Origin of the sequence: Cryobacterium sp. TMT2-42-4 (assembly GCF_004402645.1) — a bacterium.
In the GTDB taxonomy this organism is placed as follows: Bacteria; Actinomycetota; Actinomycetes; order Actinomycetales; family Microbacteriaceae; genus Cryobacterium; species Cryobacterium sandaracinum.
In genome coordinates this window covers 109,376-120,950 of sequence record NZ_SOFT01000037.1, presented here as the reverse complement: position 1 = coordinate 120,950, position 11,575 = coordinate 109,376, and the positions used below count along the sequence as shown (strand labels likewise).

Sequence of the window (11,575 nt, the reverse complement as noted above, 5' to 3'; positions counted from 1 at the left end):
CGCGCACGCCGCCGCCGCGGCCGCGGCCGACCGTGCTGCCGAGCAGGCGACCGAACGGGCGACCGAGCGCAGCGACGCCGACGCCGCCGGCAAGCCCCGCCCGGTGCTCCGCGGCGTCTCCTTCGACGCCCCGCGCGGCAAGCGCACCGCCCTGGTCGGCCCGTCCGGTGCCGGCAAGAGCACCATCCTGGCCCTGATCGAGCGCTTCTACGACCCGACCGGAGGCGTTGTGCGCATGGGGGGACTGGACATCCGCACCCTCGACCGCACCGCGCTGCGCTCGCAGATCGGCTACGTCGAACAGGATGCCCCCGTGCTGGCCGGTTCGCTGAGGGACAACCTGACCCTGTCCACGCCCGACGCCACCGACGAGGAGTGCATCGCCGTGCTGCACGCCGTGAACCTCTCCGAGGTGCTCGAGCGCGACCCGGCCGGGCTGGGCGCGGCGGTCGGCGAGTCCGGCGTGATGCTCTCCGGCGGCGAACGCCAGCGGCTGGCGATCGCGCGCGCCCTGCTGGCCGCGCCGCCCATCCTGCTGCTGGACGAGTCCACCTCGAGTCTCGATGGCGTCAACGAGCAGAAGATGCGGGCCGCAATCGACGCGGTCGCCGTGGACCGTACCCTGATCGTGATCGCGCACCGCTTGTCGACCGTGGTCGACTCCGACCAGATCGTGGTGCTCGACCACGGCCAGGTCATCGGCACCGGCACGCACTCCGAACTGGTCGCCTCGACGCCGCTCTACCGCGAGCTCGCCAAGCACCAGCTGCTCGTTTAGCCTGGGCTGCCCGAACGAATTCGACGGAGATTTAGTCTAAACCGCCAGTTTTGGGCCTGAAACACCCGATCCAGCCAAAATCTCCGTCGAATTCGTTAGGCGCATGTGACCCTGTCAGCGCGCGGACGGCGGGTAGCAGGGAGGGAACCAGGGCGGGTACCAGGGCGGGTAGCAGGGCGGGAACCAGGGCGGGTAGCAGGGCGGCCGGGACCGCGGGCGGTCAGCGGCGTGCGAAGCGCAGGGTGACCTGCTGGAAGGGACGCAGCTCGAGCGTCAGCGCGGAGCCATCGGCGGCAAACGGAGCCCGCGGCGCGGCCAGGGGGCGTTCCAGCAGGTCGGTTTCGGTGACATCCGTCGCGGCGAAGTGACGGATGACCCGCGCCCGCACCCGCGACCCGTGCGCCTCGTAGAGCCGCACGATCAGATCCCCGCTGTGGTCCTCGGCCAGCTTGACCGCCTCGACCACGACGGCCGGGTGGTCGACCTCGATCAACGGATCCACGCGGGCCGCTCTCACCCCGGTCACCGAACAAAGCGGCAGGTTCAGCCGGCACCCCTCCGCGACCGCCTCGGGGATACCGGCGCCGGCCCGCAACGGCACGGATGCCCGGTGCACCGCCGGGCGCAGCCGCTCCCGCACGAACCGGTCGATGCGTTTCTCCACGAGTGCGCCGTCGTCATGCATCGCAACCTGCGACTTCCCGTCGGGCACCGCTGCCCGACTGGCAGCATCGTACGACTGCCCCCCGGCCCCGCACGTCCGCCACTGCGGGCGCTCGTGAACCAATTCGACGGAGATTTTCGGATCTGAAGCGGTTTACACACCCGAAACAGCCCCACGGGAGCAAAATCTCCGTCGAATTCGTCAGGCAACGGATGCCGCAGCGCACCAGCGGCGCCGAGCCCCGCTACGCGTTTCGGAGGTTGTAGCGCACGCTCGCGAGCTCGGAGAGCAGCGCCGGCGGCACCCGGTCACCGAACTTGGCGAAGTACTCCTCGGTGAGGTCGCACTCGGCCAGCCAGGAGGCCGGGTCGATCGCAAAGAGCTGCTCGACATCCGCGTCGGCCAGGTCCAGACCCTTCAGGTCGAGGCCACCCTGGACCGGAAGGTGTCCGATCGGGGTGTCCACGGCGTCCGCGAAGCCTTCGACGCGGCGCACGATCCACTCGATCACGCGGGAGTTCTCGCCGAAACCGGGCCAGAGGAAGCTTCCGTCCGCGCCCTTGCGGAACCAGTTCACCTGGAAGATCTCCGGCGCCTTGCCGCCGAGACCACGGCCGACCTTGAGCCAGTGCGCCCAGTAGTCCGCCATGTTGTAGCCGCAAAAGGGGAGCATCGCGAACGGGTCCCGGCGCAACTCGCCGACGGTGCCCTCGGCGGCCGCGGTCTTCTCCGAGGAGATGGTCGCGCCCATGAACACGCCGTGCTTCCAGCTGCGGGCCTGGGCCACCAGCGGCACGTTCGTCGCGCGGCGTCCGCCGAAGAGGATGGCGTCGATCGGCACGCCGCCGAAGGCCTCCCAGTCGTCGGCGATCGACGGGCACTGCGCCGCAGAGACCGTGAAGCGGGAGTTGGGGTGGGCGGCCGGGCGTCCGGAGGCGGGCGTCCAATCCTTGCCCTCCCAGTCGATCAGGTGGCTGGGAGTGGTCTCGGTCAGACCCTCCCACCACACGTCGCCGTCGTCGCGCAGCGCGACGTTCGTGAAGATCGTGTTGCCCCAGACGGTGGCCACGGCGGTCGGGTTGGTGACCTCGCCGGTTCCGGGGGCCACACCGAAGAAGCCGGCCTCCGGGTTGATCGCGTACAGCCTCCCGTCGGGCCCGGGGCGCAGCCAGGCGATGTCGTCGCCGATGGTCTCGACCTTCCACCCGGGGATGGTCGGGCGCAGCATCGACAGGTTCGTCTTGCCGCAGGCCGACGGGAACGCCGCGGCCAGGTGCGACACGCCGCCCTCCGGGGAGGTGACCTTGATCAGGAGCATGTGCTCGGCCAGCCAACCCTCGTCGCGGGCCATCACGGATGCGATCCGCAGCGCGAACGACTTCTTCGAGAGCAGCGCGTTGCCGCCGTAGCCCGAGCCGAAGGACCACACCTCGCGGGTCTCCGGGAACTGCACGATGTACTTGGTGTCGTTGCACGGCCAGGAGACGTCCCCACGGCGGCGCCCTTCGGCGTCGACCAGCGGGTAGCCCACGCTGTGCACGGTGTGCACCCAGGGGGCTCCGGCCTCGATCATGTGCAGCACCTTCTGGCCCATGCGCGTCATGATGCCCATGTTCAGCACCACGTAGGGCGAGTCGGTGATCTCCACGCCGAGCTGGGAGATGGGGCCGCCAAGCGGGCCCATCGAGAACGGCACGATGTACATCGTGCGCCCGCGCATGCTGCCCGCGAAGACTCCCTGCAGCTCGCCCCGCATCGCGTCCGGGTCGGCCCAGTTGTTGGTGGGGCCGGCATCGCCCGGGTCGACCGAGCAGATGAAGGTGCGGTCCTCGACGCGCGCCACGTCCGACGGGCTCGTGCGGGCCAGGTAGCTGTTGGGGCGCCACTCCGGGTTCAGGTGGATGAGCTTGCCTTCGGCTACGAGCTGTTTCGCGAGCACATCGGCTTCGCGCAACGATCCGTCGCACCAGACGACGGCGTCGGGCTGGGTCAGCCGGGCAATTTCGTCCACCCAGGCCTGCAGGTTGGGGTCGGTGGTGCCGGCGACATAGCGGGACTCGCCCCCGCCGGTCTCGACTCGGGAATTCGCGATCGTCATCTCCTGGCCTTTCGTGGTCAATCCGGCGTGAACCAGTGGTCTGCAGTCGTGGGGGGACGCAAATACGCCCTCCCTCTCCACAATGATCCACCGATGCCACCGGTGCCGGAAGTGCTCAGGTTAAGAACAGCGAATCTTTCGTTATCGTTAAGGAATGTCGACACGTGCCGCTGATCTGATCACCCTGGGACTCCGTGTCCGTCATTTCCGGGCCGAGCGCGGCTTCACGCTCGACCAGCTCGGCGAGCAGGTCGGCATGGCCGGGAGCCAGCTCTCCCTGATCGAGAACGGCCGCCGCTCCCCCAAGCTGTCGACGTTGCAGGACATCGCCACCGCCGTCGACGTGGAGCTCACCGACCTGCTCAAAAACGAAGCGCCGAACACGCGGGCCGCACTCGAGATCGAGCTGGAGCGCGCGCAGCGCAATCCGCTCTACGGCGCCCTCGGCCTGCCGCGGGTGAAGATGACCAAGGGCATGCCGATGGCGGCGCTCGAGTCCCTTCTCGGCCTGCACCGCGAACTCGCCCGCCGCGCCAGCGAGGCCATCGCCACGCCGGAAGAGGCCCGCCGCGCGAACACGGAACTGCGCGAACGGATGCGCGAACAAGATAATTTCATGCCCGACATCGAGCAGCTCGCCGAGGACCGAGTGCGGGCATCCGGGCATGTGTCGGGCGCCCTCACCCACCGGGAGGTCAGCGTGATGGCCGAGCAGCTCGGCTTCAACCTCATCTACGTCAATGACCTGCCCGGCTCGACCCGGTCGGTCACCGACCTGGTCAATCACCGCATCTACCTGCCGCCGGCGTCGATCCCCGGCGGTCACGGCTTGCGCTCGATGGCGCTGCAGGCCATGGGGCACCGGCTGCTCGGCCACGAGCGGCCGGGCAGCTACGCCGAGTTCCTCTGGCAGAGGCTGCAGATCAACTACTTCGCGGCCGCCTGCCTGATGCCACAGACGGCATCCGTCGCGTTCCTCTCCCACGCCAAGCGCGAACGCGAACTCTCGGTCGAGGACTTCCGCGACGCCTTCGGGGTGACCCATGAGGCCGCGGCGCTGCGACTGACGAACCTGGCCACCTCGCACCTGGAGATGCCGCTGCACTTCCTACGCGTCACCGGCGACGGCGCCCTGCAGAAAGGCTACGAGAACGACGACCTTCCCCTGCCGGCCGACGTGACCGGCTCGATCGAGGGCCAGTTCGTCTGCAAGCAGTGGAGCGCCCGAAGCGCCTTCACCCACACCAACCGCACCACCGAGTTCTACCAGTACACCGACACGCCGGCCGGCACCTTCTGGTGCGCCACCCAGACCGGGGCAACGGATGCCGGCGAGTTCTCGATCAGCGTCGGCGTGCCCTTCGTTCAGGCCAAGTGGTTCCGCGGCCGGGAGACCACGCAGCGGGCGGTGTCCCGCTGCCCGGACGAGTCCTGCTGTCGCCGCCCGGCCTCCGAGGTCTCCTCGCGCTGGGCCGGCAAGGCCTGGCCGAGCGCCCGGCTGCACGCGCACGTGCTGTCGCCGCTGCCCAGCGGTACCTTCCCCGGCGTCGACGACACCGAGGTCTACGAGTTCCTCGAGGCGCACGCCGCGGAGTAGTGGGGAACCTGGCGCTGAGCCTCTGACGGCACGGCGAGGGTCAGGGTCCGACGGGGCGGCACGGCGAGGGGCAGGGCGAAGGTCAGGGGCGGGCGGCGAACGCGGTGGCTGTGCCGCGGGCGGTGAGGCTGACCCGGCTGCCCACGACGGTGCCCATCGTGCCGTGCTGCCTTACGTGCACCAGCGTTCCGGGGCTCTGCGTTCCGAAACTCTGGGAAAAACCGGGCGCCGGGGCGCCCCCGGAGAACAGGCGCACCGCCAGCTGCACCTCGGGCCCGTAGAAATCGACCGCTTCGACCTGGCCGGTGCAGGAGGCGGCGGAGGCGCCATCCACCCCTCCGGACTCGCAATGCTCGACCATGATCTGCTCCGGGCGCAGCATGATGCAGGCGTCGCCGCGCAGGCTGGTGGGGGCGACGGCGACCGTGCCCAGCGCGCAGGCGGCGAAGCCGTCCGAGATGGTGGCCGGCAGCACGACCGCGTCGCCGAGGAACCGGGCCGTGAACAGGTCGACGGGGCGCCAGTAGACCTCACGCGGCGGCCCGACCTGGCAGAGGTTGCCGTCGCGGAGCACCGCGAGCTGGTGGGCGAAGCTCATCGCCTCCGCCTGGTCGTGGGTGACGAGCACCGTGGTGATGCCGGCGCGCTCCAGCGTTTCGGCGACGATGTCGCGGGTTGCCGCCCGCAGACCGGCATCGAGGGAGGAGAACGGTTCGTCGAGGAGCATCACCCGCGGCTGGCGGGCGAGGGCCCGTGCCAGGGCCACGCGCTGCTGCTGGCCGCCGGACAGCTCGTCCGGGCGGCGGGCGGCGAAGTCGGGCCTCAGCGACACCATCTCGAGCAACTCGCTCACGGCACGGGCGCGTTGCTTGCGCGTGCCGCCGCGGAGCGCCGGGCCGAGGCCGAACGCGATGTTCTGCCCCACGGTGAGGTGCGGGAACAGGGCGCCGTCCTGCGCGACGAAGCCGATCCCGCGCCGATGCGCGGCCACGGCCACTCCCGGGCCGGCCACAGTGCGGCCGAGCACGCTGATGGTGCCCGAGTCGGGCAGCTCGAAGCCGCTGATCAGGCGCAGCAGGGTGGTCTTGCCCGACCCGGACGAGCCGACCACGACCGTGCGGCTACCCTCCGGCACCGAGAGGGCGATGTCCTCGAGGATACGGGCGCTGCCGAAGCTCTTGTCGACCCCGGACAGTTCGATGGCGGCGGTCATGACACGCTCGTCAGCCGGGAGCGGGCGAACAGCAGGTAGGTGACCGGCAGGCTCAGCACGATCATCAGCAGGGCGTAGGGCGCGGCGCCGACATAGTTGATGTCGTTCACCTTCGACCAGAACTGGATCGCGAGGGTGCGGGTGCCGCTCGGGGCCAGCAGCAGCGTAGCGGTCAGCTCGGTGACGATGCCGAGGAACACGAGCGCCCCTGCGGCCAGGGCCGAGGGTGCGAAGAAGCGGGTGGTGACACTGAGGAACGCGGCGAACGGATGCTTGCCGAGCGACCGGGCCGCCTCCTCCAGTCCGACCGGAACCTGTGCGAGCCCGGCCCGGAGGTTCACCAGCGCGCGGGGCAGGAACATCAGCAGGTACGTCACGATCACCAGCACGGCGGTCTGGTAGAGCGGCTGCACGAAACGGATACTGATGGTCACCAACGCGAGGGCCGTGACGATTCCGGGGAGGGAGCTGGTGAGGTAGTTGACCGATTCGAGGCCGCGGGACAGCCGGCTCGGGTAGCGCACCGCGAGGAATGCGATCGGGAACGCGAGCACACAGGTGACCGCGGCGCCGACGAGGCCGTAGCCCACGGTCTGCAGCAGGGCCTGGACCAGCACGGCATCGGTCCACACGGCCAAGCCGCCCTGGTAGAGCCAGCGGATGACGCTCCAGAACGGGACTCCGATCGCGAGTGCGAACAGCCCGCCGAGGAACAGGTAGCCGACCGGCGTGAAGGCGCGGAGGGAGCGCCGCGGCGTGACCCGGGCCACACCCGAGCCGATGCGGGCGTACCGGGAGCGTCCGCGAGCACCGGACTCCCCGATCAACAGGAACAGGCACAGCAGCACGAGAACGCCGGCGAGGGCGTTGGCTGCGGGGCCGTTGAACGTGGACCGGTACTGCTCCACGATGGCGGTGGTGAAGGTGTCAAAGCGGATCATCGCGAACGCACCGTATTCGGAGAGCAGGTGCAGCCCCACCAGCAGGGCGCCGCCGAGGATCGGCAGCCGCAACTGCGGCAGGATGACGCGGAAGAAGACGCCCCAGGCACCGCTGCCGAGCGACTCGGCTGCCTCTTCGACCGTGGGGTCCAGCCGCCGGAGCGCGGCGACGCAGGGCAGGTAGACCAACGGGAAGTACGACAGGGTGGCGATCAGAACCCCGGACCAGAGCCCGTTCAAGGAGGGTACGGCGCTCACCCAGCCATAGCTGTTGACGAAGGCCGGCACCGCGAGCGGCGTCGCCAGGAGCACGGCGAACACCCGGTGGCCGCGCAGGGAGGTACGGCCGACCAGCCAGGCGGCGGCCACCCCGATCGCCGCGGTCAGCGGCACGGTGATCACGACCAGCCCGATCGTGTTCAGGAGCAGCTCGCCGACCCGCGGCCGGAACACGAGCGCCGAAAGGGTTGGCCAGCCGGTCAAGATACCGGTGACGATGACGTAGCCCAGCGGAAGAAGCCCGAGCACGGACACGGTGACGGCGGCCGCGACGATGAATGGTGAGGGTCGTTTGCCGACCCGGACGGCGGCATCCGTGCGCCCCGCTGGCCCCGTTGCGCCGGTTTCGGCGATGGCTCCGCGACCGGCGTCCGACGGGTCGGGCGCCGGTTTCGCGGTCGAGGGGGCTGCAGGTATCACCAGTTTCAGCCTAGAGGAAACCGGCCTCGGTCATCAGATCAGTGACCTTGGTGCTGTTGAGTTTGGACGGGTCGATGACGGGGGCGTCGAGTTCGCGGAGCGGCACCATCGCGGGGTTCGCATCGACCGCGTCGGAGACGGGATATTCGAACGAGGTGCCGGTCTTCAGGATTTCCTGGCCTGACTTGCCGGTGATGAAAGCGAGGAACGCCTGAGCGGCCACGGGGTTCGCGCTGGTCTCGAGCACTCCGCCGCCGGAGACGCTGACGAACGCACCGGGATCCTGGTTCTTGAAGTAGTGCATCTGGGTGCTGGAGCTGTTCTCGCCCGTACCGGCCTGGTCTGCGAACCAGTAGTAGTGGTAGATCACGCCGCCGGGGATCTCACCCGCGTTGACGGCCTTCATCACGGTGCTGTTGCCTTTATAGACGACCGCGTTCTCCTTCATGGCCGCGAGCCAGTCGCTCGTTGCGGCTTCGCCCTTGAGCTCGAGGAGCGCACTGACGATGGCTTGGAAGTCGGCGCCGGAGGGCGACGCGGCCCAGCGGCCGGCCCAGGCCGGGTCGGCGAGGTCGAGCAGCGAGGCCGGCAGTTCGTCCGCGCTGATCATGCTCGGGTTATAGGCGAACACGGTCGAGCGGGCGGCGATACCGGTCCAGGTGCCGGTGGACGGCTGGAACTGCTTGGGCACTTGGGCCAGCGTGGCGTCGTCGACCGGGGCGAACAGGCCGGCCTTGTCGACGAGGCTGATCGCGGGAGAGTTCTCGGTGAGGAACACGTCGGCCTTCGACGCGGTGCCTTCCTGCACGAGCTGGTTGCCGAGTTCCGAGTCGTCGCCGTTGCGGAGCGTGACGGTGACGCCGGTCTCCGCGGTGAATTCGTCGGCCCAAGCCTGGGTCAGTTCCTCGTGCTGGGCGTTGTAGACCGTAATCGAACCCGACGGGGTGGACGCGTCGGTCGCACCAGGAATGGATTCCTCGGGTGCGCTGCACCCGGTCACCCCGAGCAGGGCCACCGTTCCGATAGCGGTAAGCAGTGCCCATCGGCGTGTCAAGATCATCGTGTTGCGTCCCTACTGTTGTGCGGGCAGAACCCACAGTTCTTTTAGGTAAGCCTACCCTAAAGAGTCAGCGTCGTCGGGGCCGCAGGGGAATACACAGGCTCGGCCCCGGTCAGCGGGGCGGCATCCGGATGGCGCCGTCGAGCCGGATGGTGTCGCCGTTGAGCATCGGGTTCTCGACGATGTGCCGCACGAGCGCGGCGAACGCGGCCGGGTCGCCGAGCCGGGAAGGGTGTGGAACCTGCGCCGCGAGGGACTCGCGCACGTTCGCGGGGAGCCCCTGAAGCAGCGGGGTGTCGAAGATGCCGGGCGCGATCGCCACCACCCGGATCAACGACCGGGCGAACTCGCGGGCGAGCGGCAGGGTCATCGCGGCGACGCCGCCCTTCGAGGCGGCATAGGCCGCCTGGCCGATCTGCCCGTCGAAGGCTGCGACGGATGCCGTGTTCACGATCACACCGCGCTCCGGGACGGTGGCGGCCGTCTGGTCGATCGTGCCGGGGGCGCCGTCCGTGCCGTTGGTCCCGGGGGCTCCGTCCGTGCCGCCGACCGGGTCGGTAGCCTGCATGGCGGCCGCGGCCAGCCGGATCACGTTATACGTGCCGACGAGGTTGATGCGAATGACCCGGTCGAAGTCGTCCAGCGGCAGCGGGGCCCCGGTGCGGTCGACGGTGCGCTGGCCGGGGGCGATGCCGGCACAGTTGACCACAATGCGCAGCGGGGCGATCGCGGCGGCGGCGTCGACGGCGGCCTGCACGTCCTCGGTGCGGGTGACGTCACCCGGCACGAAACACGCCCGGCCGCCGATCACGACCGCCGCCTGCTCCCCACTGGTGCCGGGGAGGTCGAGCAGCACGACCGCTGCCCCAGCGTGGGCCAGGGCGGTGGCGGTGGCCAGCCCGAGGCCGGAGGCGGCTCCGGTGACGAGGGCGGAGCATCCGTCGACGCGCATCTCAGAGCCGTTCGATGATGGTGGCGTTGGCCATGCCGCCGCCCTCGCACATGGTCTGCAGGCCCCAGCGGCCGCCGGTCAGTTCGAGGTGGTTGAGCAGGGTGCCGAGGAGCCGCGTGCCCGAGGAGCCGAGCGCGTGGCCGAGAGCGATGGCCCCGCCGCGCGGATTGAGCAGGGCCGGGTCGGCGCCGAGTTCGCGCAGCCAGACCAGCGGCACGGTGGCGAACGCCTCGTTGACCTCGTAGGCGTCGAGGTCGTCGATGCTGAGACCGGAACGCTCCAGGATGCGCCGGGTCGCCGGGATCACGCCCGTGAGCATCAAGAGCGGGTCGCTTCCGGTCACCGCGAAGCTGTGGAACCGGGCGCGCGGGTTGAGGCCGAGCTGGGCGGCGCGCTTGGCGCTCATGATCAAAGCCGCGGAGGCGCCGTCGGTGAGCGGCGACGAGTTGCCGGCGGTGATGTGCCAGTCGAGTTTCGGGAAGCGGGCGGCGAGGGCGTCGGTGCGGAACGCCGGCGGCAGGGCGGCCAGGGAGTCGAGGGTGGTGCCGGGGCGGATGGTCTCGTCGGCGGCCACGACCCGGCCGTCCCGCAGAGTCGTCGGCCGCAGTTCGCCGTCGAAATCGCCGCGTTCGGCGGCGGCCGCGGCGAGGCGGTGTGAGCGGGCGGCGAAGGCATCCAGTTCACCGCGGCCCAGTTTCCACTTCTGGTTCATCAGCTCGGCCGAGACGCCCTGGTTGACGAGCCCTTCGGGGTAGCGGTCGCGCATCAGCGTGCCGTGCGGATTCGGGATCTGTCCGCTCTGCTGGTTCTGGTGGCTCTGCCCGCCTTGCTGGTTCTGCGGGCTCTGCCCGCCTTGCTGGTTCTGCGGGCTCTGCCCGCCTTGCTGGTTCTGCGGGCTCTGCCCGCCTTGCTGGTTCTGCGGGCTCTGGGCCGTGCCGAGCGACGAGCCCAACGGCACGCGGCTCATCGATTCCACGCCGCAGGCGATGACGATGTCGTAGCTGCCGGCCCTCACGCCCTGCGCGGCGAACGTGGCCGCCTGCTGGCTGGATCCGCACTGCCGGTCGATGGTCGCGCCGGGCACCGAGTCGGGAAAGCCCGCGCTGAGCAGGGCGGTGCGGGTCACGTTGTAGCCCTGCTCGCCGACCTGGCTGACGCAGCCGCCGATCACGTCCTCGACGAGCGCGGGATCGAGCCCGTTGCGGGTGACCAGTTCGCTCAGCACCCCGGCCAGCAGGTCCGCGGGGTGAACGCCCGAGAGGGCGCCGCCCGGTTTGCCTCGACCTGACGCGGTGCGCACGACATCGACAATGACAGCCTCGTTGCTCATGACCTCAGCCTAGGCTTCCCGTGCCGCCGCGGCGCGGAGCGAGGAGCGCGTGTGGGCTGCGGGCCGCGGGTGGGGCTAACTCAGGAGATCCGGTGGGGAATCTATCGGCCGGCGGATCCCGCCGCACTGGTCCGGGGGCTCACAGAACGCGGCCGACGTATCTCCTGAGTTGGCCACAAACCCGGCAGGACAGGGGCGTGCGGGTGGGACGCGCGGGTTCGGGTGTAGCGGGTGGGACGCGCG

Annotated in this window: 9 protein-coding genes; 2 read left to right on the top strand and 7 right to left on the bottom strand. The window is 70.0% G+C overall.

What is annotated here, in order from left to right:
* On the top strand, positions 1 to 778 hold a 778-nt coding region (locus E3O18_RS13305; RefSeq protein WP_134418305.1), incomplete at its 5' end, for an ATP-binding cassette domain-containing protein.
* A 220-nt stretch (positions 779 to 998) separates the two neighbouring features.
* Here E3O18_RS13305 and E3O18_RS13300 read toward each other — a convergent pair.
* Positions 999 to 1,463, bottom strand: a complete 465-nt coding sequence (locus E3O18_RS13300; protein ID WP_134418304.1) for a glycosyl hydrolase-related protein — start codon at positions 1,461 to 1,463, stop codon at positions 999 to 1,001.
* Between the two features lie 223 nt (positions 1,464 to 1,686).
* On the bottom strand, positions 1,687 to 3,540 hold the full coding sequence (locus E3O18_RS13295; protein WP_134418303.1) for a phosphoenolpyruvate carboxykinase (GTP): 1,854 nt from the start codon (positions 3,538 to 3,540) through the stop codon (positions 1,687 to 1,689).
* Between the two features lie 154 nt (positions 3,541 to 3,694).
* On the opposite strand from E3O18_RS13295, the gene E3O18_RS13290 reads away from it, so the two are divergent.
* On the top strand, positions 3,695 to 5,137 hold the full coding sequence (locus tag E3O18_RS13290; RefSeq protein ID WP_134395628.1) for a helix-turn-helix domain-containing protein: 1,443 nt from the start codon (positions 3,695 to 3,697) through the stop codon (positions 5,135 to 5,137).
* An 82-nt stretch (positions 5,138 to 5,219) separates the two neighbouring features.
* Here E3O18_RS13290 and E3O18_RS13285 read toward each other — a convergent pair whose 3' ends face one another.
* The 5 genes from E3O18_RS13285 to E3O18_RS13265 form a co-directional block, all read right to left on the bottom strand.
* Positions 5,220 to 6,350, bottom strand: coding sequence for an ABC transporter ATP-binding protein (locus E3O18_RS13285; protein WP_134395629.1), 1,131 nt, complete (start codon positions 6,348 to 6,350; stop codon positions 5,220 to 5,222).
* Complete coding sequence (locus E3O18_RS13280) at positions 6,347 to 7,846, bottom strand: iron ABC transporter permease (protein ID WP_198410927.1); 1,500 nt, start codon at positions 7,844 to 7,846, stop codon at positions 6,347 to 6,349. Before E3O18_RS13280 ends, E3O18_RS13285 begins: the two co-directional genes overlap by 4 nt.
* A gap of 154 nt (positions 7,847 to 8,000) precedes the next feature.
* Positions 8,001 to 9,050, bottom strand: coding sequence for an iron ABC transporter substrate-binding protein (locus tag E3O18_RS13275; RefSeq protein WP_134418302.1), 1,050 nt, complete (start codon positions 9,048 to 9,050; stop codon positions 8,001 to 8,003).
* Between the two features lie 112 nt (positions 9,051 to 9,162).
* Positions 9,163 to 10,002: an SDR family NAD(P)-dependent oxidoreductase gene (locus tag E3O18_RS13270; RefSeq protein ID WP_134418301.1), complete on the bottom strand. Its 840-nt coding sequence runs from the start codon at positions 10,000 to 10,002 to the stop codon at positions 9,163 to 9,165.
* Position 10,003: 1 nt separating this feature from the next.
* Positions 10,004 to 11,332, bottom strand: coding sequence for a thiolase family protein (locus tag E3O18_RS13265; RefSeq protein WP_134418299.1), 1,329 nt, complete (start codon positions 11,330 to 11,332; stop codon positions 10,004 to 10,006).
* Between the last annotated feature and the right edge of the window lie 243 nt (positions 11,333 to 11,575).

What these genes read in the sequence shown, in the direction of transcription:
- E3O18_RS13300 (WP_134418304.1), bottom strand. Translation starts at nt 1,463, where the DNA reads ATGCATGACGACGGCGCACTCGTGGAGAAACGCATCGACCGGTTCGTG.
- E3O18_RS13295 (WP_134418303.1), bottom strand. Translation starts at nt 3,540, where the DNA reads ATGACGATCGCGAATTCCCGAGTCGAGACCGGCGGGGGCGAGTCCCGC.
- E3O18_RS13290 (WP_134395628.1), top strand. Translation starts at nt 3,695, where the DNA reads ATGTCGACACGTGCCGCTGATCTGATCACCCTGGGACTCCGTGTCCGT.
- E3O18_RS13285 (WP_134395629.1), bottom strand. Translation starts at nt 6,350, where the DNA reads ATGACCGCCGCCATCGAACTGTCCGGGGTCGACAAGAGCTTCGGCAGC.
- E3O18_RS13275 (WP_134418302.1), bottom strand. Translation starts at nt 9,050, where the DNA reads ATGATCTTGACACGCCGATGGGCACTGCTTACCGCTATCGGAACGGTG.
- E3O18_RS13270 (WP_134418301.1), bottom strand. Translation starts at nt 10,002, where the DNA reads ATGCGCGTCGACGGATGCTCCGCCCTCGTCACCGGAGCCGCCTCCGGC.
- E3O18_RS13265 (WP_134418299.1), bottom strand. Translation starts at nt 11,332, where the DNA reads ATGAGCAACGAGGCTGTCATTGTCGATGTCGTGCGCACCGCGTCAGGT.